General features: G+C 60.1%; 22 protein-coding genes. 10 read left to right on the top strand and 12 right to left on the bottom strand.

The window, feature by feature from the left end:
• Window position 1: 1 nt before the first annotated feature.
• Both cysD and LIS66_RS04350 read right to left on the bottom strand, forming a co-directional pair.
• Window positions 2-919, bottom strand: coding sequence for a sulfate adenylyltransferase subunit CysD (gene cysD, locus LIS66_RS04355; protein ID WP_007912374.1), 918 nt, complete (start codon window positions 917-919; stop codon window positions 2-4).
• Between the two features lie 249 nt (window positions 920-1168).
• Window positions 1169-1927: a Nif3-like dinuclear metal center hexameric protein gene (locus LIS66_RS04350; protein ID WP_227973699.1), complete on the bottom strand. Its 759-nt coding sequence runs from the start codon at window positions 1925-1927 to the stop codon at window positions 1169-1171.
• Between the two features lie 104 nt (window positions 1928-2031).
• Between LIS66_RS04350 and algW the strand changes: the two genes are divergently transcribed.
• From algW to LIS66_RS04335, 3 genes are all read left to right on the top strand, one after another.
• Window positions 2032-3189, top strand: coding sequence for a Do family serine endopeptidase AlgW (gene algW / locus LIS66_RS04345; RefSeq protein ID WP_042608743.1), 1158 nt, complete (start codon window positions 2032-2034; stop codon window positions 3187-3189).
• Window positions 3190-3277: 88 nt separating this feature from the next.
• Window positions 3278-5383, top strand: coding sequence for a TonB-dependent siderophore receptor (locus tag LIS66_RS04340; protein ID WP_227973698.1), 2106 nt, complete (start codon window positions 3278-3280; stop codon window positions 5381-5383).
• A 12-nt stretch (window positions 5384-5395) separates the two neighbouring features.
• Window positions 5396-6115, top strand: coding sequence for a DUF4198 domain-containing protein (locus tag LIS66_RS04335; protein WP_065615793.1), 720 nt, complete (start codon window positions 5396-5398; stop codon window positions 6113-6115).
• 192 nt (window positions 6116-6307) lie between these two features.
• Here LIS66_RS04335 and hisC read toward each other — a convergent pair whose 3' ends face one another.
• The 10 genes from hisC to LIS66_RS04285 form a co-directional block, all read right to left on the bottom strand.
• Complete coding sequence (hisC, locus tag LIS66_RS04330; protein WP_227973697.1) at window positions 6308-7360, bottom strand: histidinol-phosphate transaminase; 1053 nt, start codon at window positions 7358-7360, stop codon at window positions 6308-6310.
• 2 nt (window positions 7361-7362) lie between these two features.
• Entirely contained in the window at window positions 7363-8700 is a 1338-nt protein-coding gene (gene hisD / locus LIS66_RS04325) for a histidinol dehydrogenase (protein ID WP_227973696.1), read from the bottom strand.
• A gap of 125 nt (window positions 8701-8825) precedes the next feature.
• Window positions 8826-9461, bottom strand: coding sequence for an ATP phosphoribosyltransferase (gene hisG, locus LIS66_RS04320; protein WP_016771668.1), 636 nt, complete (start codon window positions 9459-9461; stop codon window positions 8826-8828).
• 128 nt (window positions 9462-9589) lie between these two features.
• Entirely contained in the window at window positions 9590-10855 is a 1266-nt protein-coding gene (gene murA / locus LIS66_RS04315) for a UDP-N-acetylglucosamine 1-carboxyvinyltransferase (RefSeq protein WP_042608749.1), read from the bottom strand.
• 22 nt (window positions 10856-10877) lie between these two features.
• Window positions 10878-11117 carry a BolA family protein gene (locus LIS66_RS04310; protein WP_042608750.1) on the bottom strand — a complete coding sequence of 80 codons (240 nt, stop codon included), beginning with the start codon at window positions 11115-11117 and terminating at the stop codon, window positions 10878-10880.
• A 115-nt stretch (window positions 11118-11232) separates the two neighbouring features.
• A complete protein-coding gene (locus LIS66_RS04305; protein WP_039759362.1) occupies window positions 11233-11538 on the bottom strand; it encodes an STAS domain-containing protein in 306 nt (101 codons plus the stop codon).
• Complete coding sequence (locus LIS66_RS04300; protein ID WP_042608752.1) at window positions 11535-12188, bottom strand: MlaC/ttg2D family ABC transporter substrate-binding protein; 654 nt, start codon at window positions 12186-12188, stop codon at window positions 11535-11537. The genes LIS66_RS04305 and LIS66_RS04300 overlap by 4 nt, the downstream gene beginning before the upstream one ends.
• 11 nt (window positions 12189-12199) lie before the next feature.
• The gene (gene mlaD, locus LIS66_RS04295) at window positions 12200-12667 is read right to left on the bottom strand and encodes an outer membrane lipid asymmetry maintenance protein MlaD (RefSeq protein WP_016771673.1); all 468 of its coding nucleotides are present in this window, start codon (window positions 12665-12667) and stop codon (window positions 12200-12202) included.
• Window positions 12667-13464, bottom strand: a complete 798-nt coding sequence (gene mlaE / locus LIS66_RS04290) for a lipid asymmetry maintenance ABC transporter permease subunit MlaE (RefSeq protein WP_042608753.1) — start codon at window positions 13462-13464, stop codon at window positions 12667-12669. Before mlaE ends, mlaD begins: the two co-directional genes overlap by 1 nt.
• Window positions 13464-14273, bottom strand: coding sequence for an ATP-binding cassette domain-containing protein (locus LIS66_RS04285; RefSeq protein ID WP_039759369.1), 810 nt, complete (start codon window positions 14271-14273; stop codon window positions 13464-13466). Before LIS66_RS04285 ends, mlaE begins: the two co-directional genes overlap by 1 nt.
• A 272-nt stretch (window positions 14274-14545) precedes the next feature.
• On the opposite strand from LIS66_RS04285, the gene LIS66_RS04280 reads away from it, so the two are divergent.
• The 7 genes from LIS66_RS04280 to hpf all read left to right on the top strand — a co-directional run bounded on the left by LIS66_RS04280 (window position 14546) and on the right by hpf (window position 19921).
• The gene (locus LIS66_RS04280) at window positions 14546-15520 is read left to right on the top strand and encodes a KpsF/GutQ family sugar-phosphate isomerase (protein ID WP_042608754.1); all 975 of its coding nucleotides are present in this window, start codon (window positions 14546-14548) and stop codon (window positions 15518-15520) included.
• On the top strand, window positions 15520-16044 hold the full coding sequence (locus LIS66_RS04275) for a KdsC family phosphatase (protein WP_016771677.1): 525 nt from the start codon (window positions 15520-15522) through the stop codon (window positions 16042-16044). The genes LIS66_RS04280 and LIS66_RS04275 overlap by 1 nt, the downstream gene beginning before the upstream one ends.
• Window positions 16045-16052: 8 nt before the next feature.
• Window positions 16053-16625 (top strand): LPS export ABC transporter periplasmic protein LptC, encoded by a 573-nt coding sequence (lptC, locus tag LIS66_RS04270; protein WP_042608756.1) that lies wholly within the window; start codon window positions 16053-16055, stop codon window positions 16623-16625.
• On the top strand, window positions 16612-17157 hold the full coding sequence (lptA, locus tag LIS66_RS04265; RefSeq protein WP_016771679.1) for a lipopolysaccharide transport periplasmic protein LptA: 546 nt from the start codon (window positions 16612-16614) through the stop codon (window positions 17155-17157). The genes lptC and lptA overlap by 14 nt, the downstream gene beginning before the upstream one ends.
• Window positions 17157-17882 carry an LPS export ABC transporter ATP-binding protein gene (gene lptB / locus LIS66_RS04260; RefSeq protein ID WP_024011621.1) on the top strand — a complete coding sequence of 242 codons (726 nt, stop codon included), beginning with the start codon at window positions 17157-17159 and terminating at the stop codon, window positions 17880-17882. Before lptA ends, lptB begins: the two co-directional genes overlap by 1 nt.
• 166 nt (window positions 17883-18048) lie before the next feature.
• On the top strand, window positions 18049-19539 hold the full coding sequence (locus LIS66_RS04255) for an RNA polymerase factor sigma-54 (RefSeq protein ID WP_042608757.1): 1491 nt from the start codon (window positions 18049-18051) through the stop codon (window positions 19537-19539).
• Window positions 19540-19612: 73 nt separating this feature from the next.
• Complete coding sequence (hpf, locus tag LIS66_RS04250; protein ID WP_007912419.1) at window positions 19613-19921, top strand: ribosome hibernation-promoting factor, HPF/YfiA family; 309 nt, start codon at window positions 19613-19615, stop codon at window positions 19919-19921.
• The last annotated feature ends 6 nt before the right edge of the window (window positions 19922-19927 follow it).

Here is a 19927-nt window from a genome sequence, read left to right as displayed (position 1 = left end):
CTTAGAAATAACCCTGACGTTTTTTGTCTTCCATCGAGCCTGCGCCATCGTGGTCGATGACCCGGCCTTGGCGCTCGGAAGTTCGCGTCAGGAGCATTTCCTGAATGATGTCCGTGAGGCTTTCGGCCTCGGACTCTACCGCGCCCGTCAACGGGTAGCAGCCCAGGGTGCGGAACCGCACTTTCTTTTTCACGATGCGCGCTTTGTCTTCGTCGGACAGGTGTTCAAGGATGCGCTCGTCGTCGATCATGATCAGCGTGCCGTTCTTCTCGATCACTTCGCGTTCGGCGGCAAAATACAGCGGCACGATCGGGATGCCTTCGAGGTAGATGTACTGCCAGATGTCCAGCTCGGTCCAGTTCGACAACGGGAATACACGGATGGATTCGCCCTTGTTGACCTTGCCGTTGTAGACGTTCCACAGTTCGGGACGCTGGTTTTTCGGGTCCCAGCGGTGCTTGCTGTCGCGGAACGAGTACACGCGCTCTTTAGCGCGGGACTTCTCTTCATCGCGACGGGCACCGCCGAAGGCTGCGTCGAAACCATGCTTGTCGAGTGCCTGCTTCAGGCCTTCGGTTTTCATGATGTCGGTGTGCTTGGCGCTGCCGTGGGTGAACGGGTTGATGTTCTGCGCCACGCCATCGGGGTTGATGTGGGTGATCAGGTCCAGGCCCAGTTCTTCGACCATCTTGTCGCGGAACTTGTACATCTCCTGGAATTTCCAGCGGGTGTCGACGTGCATCACCGGAAACGGCAGTTTGCCCGGGAAGAACGCCTTGCGTGCCAGGTGCAGCATCACGGCGGAGTCTTTACCGATGGAGTACAGCATCACCGGGTTATCGAACTCGGCGGCCACCTCGCGGATGATGTGGATGCTTTCCGCCTCCAGCTGTTTCAGATGCGTCAGTTTGTCGACCATGGCTACTCACGAAAGCTTTCTTATGAACGGCCAGCGGGCCGTGTTCGAGCGGGGAATCCTAGCACAGCGACCTCTTCTAATCAGGACGCCAACTAGATCGAAAGGGTATATGAATATGCCCACTCGTTTGGGCGCAAAGCCCCCTGTAGGAGTGAGCCTGCTCGCGATAGCGGTGAATCAGTCACAGCTATGTTGGATATGACAAAGCTATCGCGAGCAGGCTCACTCCTACAGGGGAAACGCGGTGTGTCAGATAGGGTTCGGGATGTCGATGAAGATGTGCTCAAGGGCAAAGCGCTTCGCCAGATAATCGCCCAGCGCCTGCACGCCATAGCGTTCGGTGGCGTGATGGCCGGCGGCGATGAAGCTGATGTCGTTTTCCCGCGCACTGTGAAACGTCTGCTCGGAGGCCTCGCCACTGATGAACAGGTCGACCCCCGCCGCCACGCCCTGATCGATATAACCCTGGCCGCCACCGGTGCACCAGCCGACGCGGCGGATCATGCCGCTGCCTTCAATCAACAGTGGCTCGCGGCCCATGACTTCCTGTACCTTGCGCGCGAAATCCCGGGCAGTCATCGGCTCATTCAGCGAACCGACCAGACCCACGACTTTCGGGTCGCTCGGGTCCAACGGCCCTTCGACAGTGATGTCGAGCTGACGCGCCAGTTGCACGTTGTTGCCGACGTCCGGGTGCAGATCCAGCGGCAGGTGATACGCCAGCAGACTGATGTCGTGCTTGAGCAGGGTTTTCAAGCGACGCTGTTTCATGCCGGTGACGCAGGGGTTTTCGCCTTTCCAGAAATAACCGTGGTGGACCAGGATCAGATCGGCCTCGGCTTCCACGGCGGCGTCCAGTAAAGCCTGGCTGGCGGTAACGCCACTGACGATGCGCATCACCTGCGGGCGGCCTTCGACCTGCAAACCGTTGGGGCAATAATCGGCAATTTTCGCACTGGTCAGGTAACGGTCGGCTTCTTCGACGAGGGTGCTGAGGGCAACGGCCATGAAAGACTCCTAAATATCCCGTTCAGAGGCACGCGCGGCCTCGTATAATGCGCGACATTATGGGCGGTCTGACCTCGCCTGCAACCTTTCCAGGAACGTGCTTAATGCTCAAGGCGCTGCGTTTTTTCGGCTGGCCACTGTTGGCCGGTGTGCTTATCGCTCTGTTGATTATTCAGCGTTACCCCGAGTGGGTCGGGCTACCGAGCCTCGACGTCAATCTGCAACAGGCGCCACAGACAACGATCGTGCAACAGGGGCCGGTGTCCTATGCGGATGCGGTAGGTATCGCCGCACCGTCGGTGGTTAACCTGTACACCACCAAGGTCATCAACAAACCGGCGCATCCGTTGTTCGAGGATCCGCAGTTCCGCCGCTTCTTCGGTGACAACTCGCCGAAACAGAAGCGCATGGAATCGAGCCTCGGTTCCGGCGTGATCATGAGCCCGGAGGGCTATATCCTCACCAACAACCACGTCACCAGCGGCGCCGACCAGATTGTCGTGGCGCTCAAGGATGGTCGCGAGACGCTGGCACGGGTGATTGGCAGCGACCCGGAAACCGACCTCGCGGTGTTGAAAATCGACCTGAAAAACCTCCCGGCGATCACCGTCGGCCGCTCCGACAGCATTCGCATCGGCGACGTCGCGCTGGCCATCGGCAACCCGTTCGGCGTCGGCCAGACCGTGACCATGGGCATCATCAGCGCCACCGGGCGTAATCAGTTGGGCCTGAACAATTACGAAGACTTCATCCAGACCGACGCGGCGATCAACCCGGGCAACTCCGGCGGTGCGCTGGTCGATGCCAATGGCAACCTCACCGGCATCAACACGGCGATCTTCTCCAAGTCCGGCGGCTCGCAAGGCATCGGATTTGCCATTCCGGTGAAACTGGCGATGGAAGTCATGAAGTCGATCATCGAGCACGGTCAGGTGATCCGTGGCTGGCTGGGCATTGAAGTGCAACCGCTGACCCAGGAACTGGCCGAGTCGTTTGGCTTGTCCGGGCGCCCGGGAATTGTCGTCGCGGGGATTTTCCGTGACGGCCCGGCGCAGAAAGCCGGCCTGCAGCTGGGCGATGTGATTCTGAGTATCGATGGCGAACCGGCCGGCGATGGTCGCCGTTCGATGAACCAGGTGGCGCGAATCAAACCGACTGACAAGGTGACGATCCAGGTCATGCGCAACGGCAAGGAGCTGAAGCTGAGCGCTGAAATCGGCCTGCGTCCACCGCCGGCACCAGTGAAAGAAAAAGAAGAGTAAAAATGTTTTCGCGCCAGCGGCGCGAATAACAGACATTCTCAACGGGCATGTTATATTGTTTCAATTCTGACAATTGGAACAACATAACATGTCGTCTCGAAAAAAGGCTTCGCTGCTGGGCCTGACCCTGGGTTTGCTCTGCGATCCCGCCTTCGCCGATGAACCGCAGCCCGTTGAGCTCGAAGCCATCAGCGTCACCTCCGACTATGAATCTCCTACCGGCCCGGTCAGCGGCTATCGCGCGACTCGCTCCGCCAGTGCGACCAAAACCGACACGGCGATTCGCGATATCCCGCAAGCCATCAGCGTAGTCCCGGCCAGCGTGCTTTCGGATCTGGGCAGCGCCAGCGTTGAACGCGCGCTGGATTTCGCTGGCGGGGTATCGAAACAGAACAACTTCGGCGGCCTGACCCTGTACGAATACAGCGTGCGCGGCTTCACCACATCCGAGTTCTACAAGGATGGCTTCAGCGCCAATCGCGGCTACCCGAGCACGCCGGATGCGGCCAACATTGAACGCATCGAAGTGCTCAAAGGCCCGGCCGCCAGCCTCTACGGTCGAGGCGATCCCGGCGGCACGGTGAACATCGTCACCAAGAAACCCCAGCCGCAAGCGTTCACCACTCTACAAACCAGCGCCGGTAGTTGGGACCGCTATCGCACCGCGCTGGACGTCAATACGCCCCTCGATGAACAGGGCGACGTACTCTCGCGCATCAATCTCGCCGTCGAGGACAACCACAGCTTTCGCGATCACGTCGACAGCCAGCGGGTCTTCGTCGCGCCCTCGATCAGTTGGCAGTTGAACCCGGACACCTCGCTGCTGGTGGAAAGCGAAATCGTTCGTCACAACTCGACGTTCGATCGCGGCGTGGTGGCGCCAAACAATAAATGGAGCGGCGTATCGCGTTCGACGTTCCTGGGCGAACCCAACGACGGCAATATCGACAACCACAACAACCTGCTTCAGGCCACGCTTGAGCACCATCTGAACGACAATTGGAAACTGCGTCTGGCCAGCCACTTCAAGGAAGGCAAGCTCTGGGGCGACGCCACGGAACAACGCGCGCTGAACGCCGACGGCCACACGGTCAACCGCCGCTTGCGCGAACGCGATACGAATTGGCACGACAGCATCACCCAACTGGAACTGCGCGGTCTGTTCGACCTCGGCCCGTGGCAGCATGAATTGCTGGTGGGCACCGAGTACGAGAATTACCGCAAGGACGAACGCGTCACCACCGTCGCCGGCGGCCCCTACGCCATCGACATCTATAAGCCGGTCTACGGCCAGCCAAAACCCAACGGTGCGCGCTCGGGCACTGACTTCTTCGAACACGTCGAAAGCCATGCGTTGAACCTGCAGGACCAGATCATCTTCTCCGATAAGCTGCGCGGCATGCTCGGCGCGCGCTTCGAACACTTCGATCAGCGCATCGACGACCACAGCCGTAACGCCAAGAGCCAGCAGCGCCACGACGCGCTGACCCAACGCGCCGGCCTGCTCTATCAACTCACGCCGAACACTGGCCTGTTCGCCAACGCCTCGACCTCGTTCAAACCGAACAACGGGCTGGATGCTTCGGGCAAATCCTTCGATCCGGAAGAAGGCGTCGGTTACGAAGTGGGGATCAAGAACGAATTGTTCGATGAGCGTGTGAGCAGCACCCTCGCCTTCTTCCACATCGACAAGGAAAACGTCCTCGCCCTCGATCCGGGCACCGACACCAGCCGCGCCATGGGCAAGGCGCGAAGCCGGGGTTTCGATTGGCAATTGAGCGGCCAGGTGACCGACGCGGTGCGGGTCATCGGCGCCTTCGCCTACATCGACGCCGAGGTGACCAAGGGTGACGCGACCATTCCCGCCGGCAGCCGCATCCTCGGCGTGGCCAAACGCAGCGGCAGCCTGCTGGGTGTGTATGAATTTCAGGATGGCCATCTGCGCGGTTCAGACGTCGGCGCAGCGTTCACTTACGTCGGCGACCGTTCGGGCGAGTCAGGCAGCGACTTCGAATTGCCGGCCTACCAGACCGTCGACCTGCTCGCGCACTACAAGGCCAGCGACAACGTCACGGTCGGCCTGAACCTGAACAACATCTTCGACGAGAAATACTACGAGCGCTCCTACAGCAACTACTGGGTCAACCCCGGCGAACCGCGCAATTTCACCGTCAGCCTGACACTCAACCTGTAAAAGGACGTCACCATGCACTACGGCAAACCCCTTCTGCTCATCGCTGCGCTGTTCGCAGGCCAGGTTTCGGCCCACGGCCTGTGGACAGAGGAACGGCGCGGCAATATCGAAGTGATCTACGGCCACGGCGCCGAAGACAACGCCTTCAAGGCGCAGAAAATCAGCGGTGCCTGGGCTTATGACGCGGGCGGCAAGATGATCCCGGTCAGCGTCGAGCGCCTGGCTGATCATGCACGGCTGAAACCGTTGAAGCCGCCGGCAGTGATGGCCGTAGCGCTGAACAATGGCATGTGGTCGCAGACGGCGGACAAGAAGTGGATCAACGAAGGACGCAGCAAAGTGCCCGGCGCCACCGAGGCCACACAAACGTTCAAGTACAGCCTGGCGATTTATCAACCGGGGGCAAAGTTGCCGAAGCTGGATCAAATCAAACTGCTGATCCTGCCGGAGGTCGATCCGCTGACGGTAGGGCCGGGCAAATCGTTGCCGGTGCGGGTGTTGCTCGATGGTAAACCGGCGGCGGGGGTGAAGTTGTACGGCGACTATCGCAGCGCGCCGAATACGCTGAGCACCGAGACCGACACGGATGGGCGTGCGCAGGTGCTGGTGAGAAATGAGGGTTTGAATGTGATTGCGGCGCAGGTTGAAGTGCCGGTGAAGGACAGTGTGGATGTGGATAGTCGAGGGTTGTTCAGTTCGCTGACGTTCCTTGGCGAGCCGCATCACGAATAAAAAGCTCCCCTCACCCCAGCCCTCTCCCGGGGGAGAGGGAGCCGACCGAGTTATCTTGCGGGATACATCGACCTGAAAGAGCGAGTCGATTATGGATTCGGTAAAGCAAATTCAGGTCGGCGTACCTCAGCAATATCCCCCGATCAGTCCCCTCTCCCTATGGGAGAGGGTTAGGGTGAGGGGCTTTTGCTTTTAGAGGTCGCCGAGCCCATCGATCAGCGCCTGATTCTGCTCCGGCGTGCCAATCGAAATCCGCAAGAACTGCGCAATCCGCTCTTGCTTGAAGTGCCGCACGATCACGCCCTGCTCGCGCAGTTTCGCCGCCAGCCCCGCCGCGTCATGCTCCGGGTGGCGAGCGAAGATGAAGTTCGCCGCCGACGGCAGCACTTCAAAGCCTTTGGCCTGCAACTGCGCCACCACCCACTCGCGGCTCTCGATCACCTGACGACAGGTCTCGTCGAAATATTCGCGATCTTCAAACGCCGCCGCCGCACCGACAATCGCCAGACGATCCAGCGGATAGGAGTTGAAGCTGTTCTTGATGCGCTCCAGCGCCTCGATCAGATCCGGATGCCCTACCGCCAGGCCGACGCGCAGGCCGGCCAGCGAGCGGGACTTGGACAATGTCTGTGTCACCAGCAGGTTCGGATAGCGGTCCACCAGACTGATCGCGGTTTCGCCGCCGAAGTCGATGTAGGCCTCGTCCACCACGACCACCGAATCCGGGCTGGCCTTGAGGATTTGCTCGACGGCGTCCAGCGCCAGCAGGCAGCCGGTCGGGGCGTTCGGGTTGGGGAAAATGATCCCGCCGTTCGGCTTGGCGTAGTCCGCCGGGTTGATCTGGAATTGCGCATCCAGCGGCACCGCGTCGAACTCAATTCCATAGAGCCCACAATAGACCGGATAGAAGCTGTAGCTGATATCCGGGAAGAGCAGCGGCTGATCGTGTTGCAGCAGACCGTGGAAAATGTGCGCGAGCACTTCGTCCGAACCGTTGCCGAGGAACACCTGACTGGTTTGCACGCCGTAGTATTCGGCCACGGCGTTTTTCAGCAGATCACTGTTCGGGTCCGGGTACAGGCGCAGGTTGTCATTGAGCTCGGCTTGCATCGCCGCCAATGCTTTTGGCGACGGGCCGTAGGGGTTTTCGTTGGTGTTGAGCTTGACCAGTCTGGTCAGCTTCGGCTGTTCGCCCGGTACGTACGGCACCAGATCCTTGACGAACGGGCTCCAGAATTTACTCATGCTCATTCCCCCTGCTCTTTCAGAAAGTCTTCATCTTTGATGCGGTATTCGGCGCTACGCGCGTGGGCGCTAAGCGATTCGCCACGGGCCAGTACCGATGCAGTCTTGCCCAGTTCCGAAGCACCGGCTTCGGAGCAGAAGATGATCGAAGAACGTTTCTGGAAATCGTAGACACCCAGCGGCGAGGAGAAACGCGCAGTGCCCGAAGTCGGCAAGACGTGGTTCGGGCCGGCGCAGTAGTCGCCCAGCGCTTCGGAGGTGTGGCGGCCCATGAAGATCGCGCCAGCGTGACGGATCTGCGGCAGCCAGGCTTGCGGATCAGCGACCGACAACTCCAGGTGTTCCGGCGCGATGCGGTTGGCGACTTCGATGGCCTGGGCCATGTCGCTCACCTGGATCAGCGCGCCGCGGCCATTGATCGAGGTCTCGATGATGGTTGCGCGGTCCATGGTCGGCAGCAGTTTGTCGATGCTCGCGGCGACCTTGTCGAGGAACTCGGCGTCGGGGCTGACCAGAATCGCTTGCGCGTCTTCATCGTGCTCGGCCTGGGAGAACAGGTCCATGGCGATCCAGTCCGGATCGGTCTGGCCATCGCAGACCACAAGGATTTCCGAAGGGCCGGCGATCATGTCGATGCCGACCTGGCCGAACACATGACGCTTGGCCGTGGCGACGTAGATGTTGCCCGGGCCGACGACTTTATCGACACGTGGCACGCTTTCAGTGCCGTACGCCAGCGCAGCAACCGCTTGCGCACCGCCGATGGTGAATACCCGGTCAACACCGGCGATGCAGGCAGCGGCCAGCACCAGTTCGTTGAGCTCACCGCGCGGGGTCGGCACGACCATGACCACTTCGGTCACGCCGGCAACCTTGGCCGGAATCGCATTCATCAACACCGACGACGGATACGACGCTTTGCCACCCGGCACATACAGGCCGGCACGATCCAGCGGCGTGACTTTCTGGCCGAGCACCGTGCCGTCGGCTTCGGTATAGCTCCAGGAATCCTGCTTCTGTTTTTCGTGATAGCTGCGCACCCGGGCGGCGGCTTTTTCCAGTGCTTCGCGCTGTGGCACGGTGATGCGGGTCAGGGCCAGCTCGAGGCGCTCGCGCGGCAGGATCAGCTCGGCCATCGAGGCGACTTCGAGGCCGTCGAACTTCTGGGTGAACTCGACCAGCGCCGCGTCACCGCGCTCGCGCACAGCCTTGATGATGTCCAGCACGCGCTGATTGACCGAGTCGTCAGACACACTTTCCCAGCTCAGCAGATGATCCAGATGATGCGCGAAATCCGGGTCAGCAGCGTTGAGTCGGCGAATTGCAGTGGTTGCGGTCATAGCGAGAGCCTCATAGGAATGGCAAATAACTCAGGCGCCCGAAACTAGCATTCGATCCGCTTGGGCACCTGAGAATTCTGGCTATGAGGCGGATAGACGGCGCGGCCTTGGGCCACGCAGGTAGATCAGCCGCGGTGTCGCGATTCCACTGCGTTGCGCAGGGTGTCGATCAACGCCTGGATTCGGGCGTGCTGCATTTTCATTGAAGCCTTGTTGACCACCAGGCGCGAGCTGATCGTGGCGATCAGTTCCTGTGGCTCCAGGCCGTTGGCGCGCAGGGTATTGCCGGTGTCGACCACGTCGATGATCTTGTCGGCCAGACCGATCAGCGGCGCCAGTTCCATCGAGCCGTACAGCTTGATGATGTCGACCTGACGGCCCTGCTCGGCGTAGTAACGCTTGGCAACATTGACGAACTTGGTCGCCACGCGCAGACGACCCTTGGGCTCGGCCGCGCCGATCTTGCCGGCGGTCATCAGCTTGCACTGCGCGATCTGCAGGTCCAGCGGCTCGTACAGGCCCTGGCCGCTGTATTCCATCAGCACGTCCTTACCGGCGACGCCGAGGTCGGCTGCGCCATGCTCGACATACGTCGGCACGTCGGTGGCGCGCACGATCAGCAGACGCACGTCGTCCTGGGTCGTGGGGATGATCAGCTTGCGGCTCTTGTCCGGATTCTCGGTCGGCACGATGCCCGCTTCAGCGAGAAGCGGCAGAGTGTCGTCAAGGATGCGGCCCTTGGACAGTGCGATGGTCAACATGGGAAAAGTCAGTCCTTATCAAGGTACTCATGCCCGGTCGCAATCGGCGCCGGACACACATCGAGGGTGCGCACACCCTCGACTCGAAACGAATTCAGTGGACACGTCCGTGTGTCCCGCTGCAGCGATCAGCCCGGAACGCGACGGATCTTGGCGCCGAGCATCTGCAGTTTTTCTTCGATGCACTCGTAACCACGGTCTATGTGGTAGATGCGGTCGATCAGCGTGTCGCCTTCGGCCATCAGTGCCGAGATCACCAGACTGGCGGAAGCCCGCAGGTCGGTGGCCATCACAGGCGCGCCCTTGAGGATTTCGGTACCGGTGACGATCGCGGTGTTGCCTTCGACCTGGATCTTGGCGCCCATGCGGTGCAGTTCGTAAACGTGCATGAAGCGGTTTTCGAAGATCGTCTCGATCACCGCACCGGTGCCTTCGGCAATGGCGTTGAGCGAAATGAACTGTGCCTGCATGTCGGTCGGGAACGCCGGGTACGGCGCGGTGCGCACGTTGACCGCTTTCGGGCGCTTGCCGTGCATGTTCAGCTCGATCCAGTCTTCACCGCAGGTGATTTCCGCGCCGGCTTCACGCAGCTTTTCCAGCACCGCTTCGAGGATGGTCGGATCGGTGTCCTTGACCTTGACGCGGCCACCGGTGACGGCTGCAGCAACCAGGTAGGTGCCGGTTTCGATACGGTCAGGCATGACCTTATAGAAAGCCGAACCCAGACGCTCGACGCCATCGATGGTGATGGTGTCGGTGCCGGCGCCGGAAACCTTGGCGCCCATGGCGTTGAGGAAATTCGCCAGGTCAACCACTTCAGGCTCGCGGGCGGCGTTCTGCAACACGCTGCGACCTTTGGCCAGTGCTGCGGCCATCATGATGTTTTCGGTACCGGTCACGCTGACGGTGTCGAAGAAGAAGTGCGCGCCGCGCAGGCCACCTTCAGGCGCCTTGGCCTTGATGTAGCCGCCTTCGACGTCGATGACCGCGCCCATGGCTTCGAGACCACGGATGTGCAGGTCGACCGGACGCGAACCGATGGCGCAACCGCCAGGCAGTGCGACTTCGGCCTCACCGAAACGCGCGACCATCGGGCCCAGTACGAGGATCGACGCACGCATGGTTTTCACCAGCTCGTACGGCGCGATCAGAGTCTTGATGGTGCGCGGGTCGATTTCGACGCTGAGCTTCTCGTCGATCACAGGCTCAATGCCCATGCGCCCGAACAGCTCGATCATGGTGGTGATGTCGTGCAGGTGCGGCAGGTTGCCAACGGTCACCGGGCCATCGCACAGCAGGGTCGCGGCCAGGATCGGCAGGGCAGAGTTCTTTGCCCCGGAAATGCGGATCTCGCCATCAAGACGAGCGCCACCGGTAATAATCAATTTATCCATTAGTATCTCGACGCCCTAGGGCTCAGGTGCGCTCGGCCCAGGCCGCGCTGCTGAAAAATTTCATAGTGACCGCATGGATGCTGCCATCGACGATCCATGGGTTCAAATGGGCATAGACCTGCTGCTGACGCTTCACCGGGCTCAACGCCGCCAGTTCATCGCTGATCACGTTCAGCTGGAAGTTGCAGCCTTCGCCTTCAACTTCTACCAGCGTTCCTGGCAGCTTTCCTTCAAGGAAGCTCTTCACTTCTACGGCCTGCATGCTCAACCTCAATCGGCGCCCTGTGCGCACGGGTCGGACATCATACAAAAAAGCCCCGCGCCTGCGAACCCCGCAACGCAGGACTCTGACGGGGGGCTTCTTTATAGATGAGGGTTCAGGGGTGCGCCAACAGCTCGGTCAACTCGCTGACCTGAGCGATTTCGCGCATGTCTTCGGGCATCGCGCGGATGCTGACGGCCTTGCCGGCCGCCTGAGCATCACGCATGAAGCACAGCAGCAACGACAGGCCGACGCTGCTGGACTTCTGCACCGCCGAACAATCGATGACCAGCGCCGACGCCTTGCTCGACTTGATCAGCGCCTGCCCTTCCTTGCGCAGGTCAGGCCCGGTGCGGTAATCCAGCACGCCGCTGAGTACCAATTCGTCGACATCACTCATCCGTACTGCCGCCTCACTCATTGGGCTGGCTTCGCGGCGGCTTTGTCGGTTTCCTGCTTGGCCTTGGCCACTTCACCGGCCCAGCCATCGATGGTCTTGTCCAGATCGTTGCCATTGCGCTGCATGGCGTCGGCGAACTGGTCACGGAACAGCTTGCCGATGTTGATGCCGTTGATGATCACGTTGCGCAGCTTCCACTCGCCATTGATCTTCTCAAGGGTGTACTGCACTGGATAGATCGCGCCGTTGCTGCCCTTGACGGTCATGTTGACGCTGGTGCGGTCGCCCGATTCGTCTTTGGCCGGGTCAACGGTGATGCCCTGGTTGTTGTATTCCAGCAGAGCGTTGCCGTAGAACTGGAACAGACCGCGCTTGAAGTTTTCCTGGAAGCGCTGCATCTGCGCAGGCGTGGCCTTGCGCGAATACTTCACGGTCATGATGCTTTTGGAGATGCCCTCGGCATCCACCACGGGACCGACGATGCTATTCAGCGCCGCATAGAAATCCTGCGGATCCTGCTTGTACTTCTCTTTATTGGCCTGCAAATCGGCAAGCATCCGGTTCGTGGTGTCCTGAATCAGGTCATGAGCCGATTGTCCCGGTGCAGCGTTAGCCATCAACGGCAGGGCCGCGAGCAACACCAACAGGCCACGTCGCAAGATAGAGATCATTCAAAAGCTCCTCATTTGGCGTCTTTGCTAACGGTATTGAGCAGGAATTTACCGATCAGGTCTTCCAGTACCAGTGACGACTGCGTGTCATGGATGGTTCCACCGTCTTTCAACTGAGTGTCTTCACCGCCGACGCTGATACCGATGTATTTCTCGCCCAGCAGGCCCGCGGTGAGGATAGACGCAGTCGAATCAACCGGCAGGTTGTCGACCTTTTTATCCACCTGCAGCGTGACCCGACCGGTGAAACTGTCGCGATCCAGATCGATGGCGGTGACCTTGCCGATGGTCACACCGGCCATGGTCACTTTGGCTCTGACCGTCAGACCGGCGATATTGTCGAAATAGGCATACAACTTATAGGTGTCGGTAGACGAAGTCGGAGACAGGCCGCTGACGCGCAAGGCGAGCAGCAGCAAAGCCAGGATCCCTGCCAGCAGGAACAGGCCGACACCGATTTCCAGGGTGCGGTTTTGCATCAGAAATCTCCAAACATCAAAGCGGTCAGAATAAAGTCCAGACCGAGCACTGCCAGCGAGGCAAACACCACGGTCTTGGTGGTGGCACGACTGATTCCCTCGGAAGTGGGTTCACAGTCATAGCCTTGGAATACGGCGATCCACGTCACGACGAAAGCGAAAACCACACTCTTGATCACGCCGTTGAGCACGTCGCTGGTGAAGGTCACGCTGTTCTGCATGTTCGCCCAGTAGGAGCCTTCGTAGACGCCCAGCCAGTCGACCGCGACCCACGAACCGCCCCAGATGCCGACGACACTGAAGATCATCGCCAGCACCGGCAGGGAAATGAACCCGGCCCACAGGCGCGGGGCAATGATGTACTTGAGCGGATCGACACCGATCATTTCCAGGCTGGACAACTGCTCGGTGGATTTCATGTTGCCGATCTCGGCGGTCAATGCCGAACCGGCGCGACCGGCAAACAGCAACGCCGTGACCACCGGCCCCAGTTCACGCAGCAACGTCAGGGCGACCATCTGCCCCACAGCCTGCTCTGAACCATAGCTGGAAAGAATGCTGAAGCCCTGCAGCGCGAGCACCATGCCGATGAAAATGCCGGAGACCACGATGATCACCAGCGACATGACGCCGACCGAGTGCAGCTGCTTGACCAACAGGCCGAAACCACCGCTGATACCGCCACGGCCCAGCAGGGCGTGAAACAGGAACAGGGTCGCCCGACCAAACACCGCGACCGCGTCGATCGCCGATTCGCCGAACCGACGCACGCGTTCCATCAATGAAATTCTGCGCATCAGCGCTTCCCCAGAAGATCTGCGCGGTAATCCGTCGCTGGAAAATGGTACGGGACCGGGCCATCGGGATCGCCGGTCATGAACTGGCGGATACGCGGCTCATCCGAATTCATCAGCTCATCCGGCGTGCCCTGCCCCAGCACCTGACCATCGCCCACTACATAGATGTAGTCGGCAATGCTCGCGGTTTCCGCCAGATCGTGAGACACCACGATACTGGTGATGCCCAGTGCATCGTTGAGCAGGCGGATCAGTCGCACCAGCACGCCCATGGCGATCGGGTCCTGGCCCACGAAAGGCTCGTCGTACATGAGAATCTGCGGATCGAGGGCAATCGCCCGGGCCAGCGCGACGCGGCGCTTCATGCCGCCGGACAGCTCGTCCGGCATCAGTTCGATGGCACCGCGCAGCCCCACGGCCTGCAACTTGAGCAGGACGATGTCGCGGATCATGTCTTCCGGCAGTTGCGTGTGAACCCGCAGCGGAAAGGCCACGTTCTCGAACACATCGAGGTCGGTGAACAGCGCACCGCTCTGAAACAGCACGCCCATGTGCTTGCGCGCATCGAACAGATCGCTGCGCGACAGCGTCGGCAGGTTCTGCCCGTTGACCCAGACTTCGCCGCTGGACGGGCGCAACTGCGCGCCCATCAGACGCAGCAGCGTGGTCTTGCCGCAGCCGGAAGGCCCCATGATGCCGGTGACCTTGCCGCGCGGGATGCGGATATCGACGTTATTGAAAATGCTCCGCGCACCGCGCTTGAAGGAGACTCCCTTCAGCTCGACCGCGTAGGCGTTATCGGCACTCATCTAAACTCCTTGCGATGCAGCCTCTCACTGGGATGCCAGACTTTCCTCGGAAACACCTGCATCCCGGGCAGGCCGAACTGGCGGCGAACTATATCACTGCAAAGGCTGAGCGCCCAAGCGAGAACCCGGCCTGAATCGCCGACAGATGAGGGTCGCAGCGACTTTCAGAGGGTTTTGGTAACCAGTAATGACAAAGCACGACGAACTTGCGTGAGGCTTTGCCACATAACCGCTATAATCGCCGCCTTTTCATCGGCCCATACGATTCTGACATGAGCAAAACCCGCGACCTGATTCAATCGGCACAACGCACCATCCGCCTCGAAGTGGAAGCCGTCCAAGGCTTGATGGCCCATATCGACGCCGATTTCGTACGCGCTTGCGAGATGATTCTGGCCAGCAAGGGCCGTGTGGTCGTGGTCGGCATGGGCAAATCCGGGCACATCGGCAACAAGATCGCCGCGACCCTGGCCAGCACCGGCACTCCGGCGTTTTTTGTCCATCCCGCCGAAGCCAGCCATGGCGACATGGGCATGATCACCCGCGACGACGTGATTCTGGCGCTGTCGAACTCCGGCTCGACCAACGAAATCATTACCCTGCTGCCATTAATCAAACGCCTGGGCATCCAGCTGATCAGCGTCACTGGCAACCCGCAGTCGCCGCTGGCGAAGGCTGCCGAGGTCAATCTCAATGTGCACGTTGAGCACGAAGCCTGCCCGTTGAACCTGGCACCGACGTCTTCGACTACCGCAGCGCTGGTCATGGGAGACGCCCTGGCCGTGGCCTTGCTGGAAGCGCGTGGTTTTACCGCCGAAGATTTTGCCTTCTCGCATCCGGGCGGCGCACTTGGCCGGCGCCTGTTGCTGAAAGTGGAAAACGTCATGCACGCCGGGGAGGAACTGCCGCAGGTCCAACGCGGCACCCTGCTCAAGGATGCGCTGATGGAAATGACCCGCAAGGGCCTCGGCATGACCGCTATCCTTGAGGCCGACGGCAAACTCGCCGGGATCTTCACCGATGGTGATTTGCGCCGCACCCTGGATCGCACCATCGACATTCGCAACGCGACCATCGACGAAGTGATGACCGCACATGGCAAAACCGCGCGGCCCGACATGCTTGCCGCCGAAGCCCTGAAAATCATGGAAGACCATCGAATCAGCGCCCTGGTAGTCGTCGACGAGGAGGATCGCCCGATCGGCGCCTTCAACCTCTCCGATCTGCTGCGCGCAGGAGTCATGTAATGAGCAACGATCTGCTGCAACGCGGCAAAGCGATCAAACTGGCAGTCTTCGATGTCGACGGTGTACTCACCGACGGTCGGCTGTACTTCCTCGAAGACGGCAGCGAGTTCAAGACTTTCAATACTCTCGACGGCCAGGGCATCAAGATGCTGATGAATGCCGGCGTGCAAACCGCGATCATCAGCGGTCGCAAGACCCCGGTGGTCGAGCGCCGCGCGAAGAATCTCGGCATCCCGCATCTGTTTCAGGGGCGCGAAGACAAATTGGTGGTGCTCGACGGCCTGCTCGCACAACTGGGCCTAAGCTATGAAGAAGTCGCCTATCTGGGCGACGATCTGCCAGACTTGCCGGTAATCCGCCGCGTAGGGCTGGGCATGGCGGTGGCCAACGCTGCCGATTTCGTCCGCGAACACGCCCACGGCGTTACCCGCGCCCGTGGCGGCGAAGGTGCCGCCCGCGAATTCTGCGAATTGATCCTGCGCGCCCAGGGCCGCCTTGAAGCGGCCAACGCCGCGTACCTGTGAGCCAGACCATGTTTAGCAAAAAGTTTCGCAACTTCCTGCTGTTCGGCTGCATCGCGGCGATTTTCGCCGCGGTCGGCTATTGGAACATCAGCCCGGAACGCTTCCTCGACAAGCCGCCGGTCTCGACTGCCGAGAACCCGATCGACTGGTACGCGACCAACACGCACACCATCCAGTACCTGCCCGACGGCAAGGTGCAATACGAGATGACCTCCGACAAGGCCGAGCACGTCAAGGCCACCGATGTCACGCTGGTGACCAAGCCTGATTTGAACATGTATCGCGGCACCGACTTCCCGTGGCACGTGACCAGCGAGCGCGGCGAAGTGAACTCGGGCGGTACCGAAGTGGAATTGATCGATTCGGTCCGCGTACAGCGCACCGATGAGAAAAAGCGCGGCACCCTGATCACCAGCACCCGCATGACGGTGTTCCCGCAGCAGGAATATGCGCAGACTGCGCAACCCGTTAGAATCGAGGGCGCTGGCGGCGTGTCGACTGGCGTCGGAATGAAAGCGTACCTGAAGGACAGCAGGATACACCTGCAATCGAACGTAAGAGGACAGTATGAGGCTCGTTAAAACCCTCCCTATTTTGCTCAGTCTGGGCGCAGCACTGGGAAGCGCGAGCGCCTGGTCCCTGCCGAACGATCAGCAGCAACCTATCCGCATTCAGGCCGACGACGCCCAACTGGACGACAAGAATGGCATCGCCACCTATAAAGGTGACGTGATCATTACCCAGGGCTCGATGATCGTTAAAGGCAACACGGTGACCATGACTCGCGCGCCCAACGGCGATATCGACGTGGTGACCTCGGTGGGCAACCTGGCTTACTTCGAGCAGTTGCAGACCCAGGGCGACGCCAACCCGGTCAAGGGCTACGGCGTGACGATTCAATACCACGCCCAGCAGAACCGCGTGGTGCTGATCGACAAGGCCAAGGTTATCGACAAGGATAACAACGTCACCCAGGGCGAAAAAATCGTCTACGACACCGTGAAGAAACTGGCCAGCGCCGGTCGCGCCACGGGCAGCAAGGTCACCGAATCGCGTCCGCGCATCGACATGGTGATCCAGCCGAAGAAGAAAACCGAAGAGAAATCCCAGTAATGGCAACTCTGAAAGCTCAGCACTTGGCCAAGGCCTATAAAAGCCGCCAGGTCGTGCGTGACGTCAGTCTGTCGATCGACAGCGGGCAGATCGTCGGCCTGCTCGGCCCGAACGGCGCCGGCAAGACGACCTGCTTCTACATGATCGTCGGCCTGGTGCAGGCCGATCAGGGCCGGGTGCTGATCGATGATCTGGACGTCAGCCACCAGCCGATGCACGGCCGCGCCAAGGCCGGTATCGGCTATCTGCCGCAAGAAGCGTCGATCTTCCGCAAACTGTCGGTCGCCGACAACATCATGGCGATCCTCGAGACCCGTCCTGAACTCGACAAGGCCGGTCGTCGCAAGGAGCTGGAAAGCCTGTTGCAGGAATTCCACATCAGCCACATCCGCGACAACCTCGGCATGAGCCTGTCCGGTGGCGAGCGTCGCCGGGTGGAAATCGCTCGCGCTCTGGCCACTGCGCCGAAATTCATCCTGCTCGACGAACCGTTCGCCGGTGTCGACCCGATCTCGGTCGGCGACATCAAGCAGATCATCCACCACCTCAAGGCCAAGGGCATCGGGGTGCTGATCACCGACCACAACGTCCGTGAGACGCTGGATATCTGCGAAACCGCTTACATCGTCAACGACGGTCAACTGATCGCTGAAGGCGATGCCGAGACCATCCTGGCCAACGATCTGGTCAAGGAAGTGTATCTGGGTCACGAGTTCCGCCTGTAAGCGCGCCAGCGCTGTATCGATTCAAGGCGCATTTATCCGCTTTAATTGTTACAGCGCTCTAGGCAAACACTTCAGTTTCAGGCATATAATTTGCTTAAGTTTGGCGCTTCGGCGCCCTGTAGTGGATGGCGCAAAGCGCCGGCGAATAAGGTGTTAAGCCCCTGCCATGAAACCATCGCTAGTCTTGAGAATGGGCCAGCAGCTGACGATGACACCGCAGCTGCAACAGGCCATCCGCCTGCTCCAATTGTCGACCCTGGACCTGCAACAGGAAATCCAGGAGGCTCTGGAATCCAATCCGATGCTCGAACGCCAGGAAGAAGGCGACGACTTCGATAACGCCGACCCCTTGGCCGACAACGCCGAACAGAAGCCCGCCGAAATCCAGGAACCCTCGTATCAGGAAGCCGCGCCGACGGTGGACAACCTTGAAGATGGCGAATGGAACGAGCGCATCCCCAACGAACTGCCGGTAGACACCGCCTGGGAAGATGTTTATCAGACCAGCGCCAGCAGCCTGCCCAGCAGCGATGACGACGAGTGGGATTTCACCACCCGCACTTCCGCCGGCGAGAGCCTGCAGAGCCATCTGCTCTGGCAACTGAACCTGGCGCCGATGTCCGACACCGATCGCCTGATCGCCGTGACCCTGATCGATTGCATCAACAATCAGGGTTACCTGGACGAAACGCTCGAAGAAATTCTCGAAGCGTTCGACCCGGAACTGGACATCGAGCTCGACGAAATCGAAGCCGTCCTGCATCGCATCCAGCAATTCGAGCCCGCCGGGATCGGCGCACGCAACCTCAGCGAATGCCTGCTGCTGCAATTGCGCCAGCTGCCCGCGAAGACGCCGTGGCTCACCGAGGCCAAACGTCTGGTCGCCGATTACATCGACCTGCTCGGCAGCCGCGATTACAGCCAGTTGATGCGGCGCATGAAGCTCAAGGAAGACGAACTGCGCCAGGTCATCGAACTGGTGCAGAGCCTCAATCCGCGTCCGGGCTCGCAGATCGAATCGACCGAAGCCGAATACGTCATTCCCGATGTGATCGTGCGCAAGGACAACGAGCGCTGGCTGGTGGAACTGAACCAGGAATCGGTGCCACGCCTGCGCGTCAACGCCCAGTACGCCGGTTTTGTGAAGCGTGCCGACACCAGCGCCGACAACACTTTCATGCGCAATCAGTTGCAGGAAGCCCGCTGGTTCATCAAGAGCCTGCAGAGCCGCAACGAAACCCTGATGAAAGTGGCCACGCAGATCGTCGAACATCAGCGCGGTTTCCTCGAATATGGCGACGAAGCGATGAAGCCGCTGGTGCTGCATGACATCGCCGAAGCGGTCGGCATGCACGAGTCGACGATCTCACGGGTGACCACCCAAAAATTCATGCATACCCCGCGCGGTATTTATGAACTGAAATACTTTTTCTCCAGCCACGTCAGCACCTCCGAAGGCGGCGAATGCTCGTCCACGGCGATTCGCGCGATCATCAAGAAACTGGTCGCGGCGGAAAATCAGAAAAAGCCGTTGAGTGACAGCAAGATCGCTGGTTTACTGGAGGCACAAGGCATTCAGGTGGCTCGCCGCACCGTCGCCAAGTACCGCGAATCCCTCGGAATCGCGCCTTCGAGCGAACGCAAGCGGTTGATGTAAGCCACGTTACAGCGTTCCAGTGGCAGGCTTTTCGGCCTGCCGCTTTATGCACTGGCAACGAAGGAGAAGCTGTATGCAAGTCAACATCAGTGGACACCAACTGGAAGTGACCCAACCTCTGCGTTCCTACATCGAGGAAAAACTCCAACGACTGGAGCGACATTTCGACAAGATCACCAACGTGCAGGTCACGATGTGCGTCGAAAAGCTGAAGCAGAAGATCGAAGCCACCTTGCATATCCCCGGCAGCGAAGTGGTCGCCAACGCAGAAGATACCGACATGTATGCTGCGATCGACTCACTCACCGACAAGCTGGATCGCCAACTCAAAAAGCATAAGGAAAAGACCCAGAGCCTCCTCCAGGGCGCAACCGGTCGTTAACCCCCC

Source organism: Pseudomonas sp. HN2 (genome assembly GCF_020736465.1).
Lineage (GTDB): Bacteria > Pseudomonadota > Gammaproteobacteria > Pseudomonadales > Pseudomonadaceae > Aquipseudomonas > Aquipseudomonas moraviensis_A.
The sequence above is the reverse complement of the archived record's forward strand: the minus strand, read 5'-3'. Positions and strand labels throughout refer to the sequence as shown.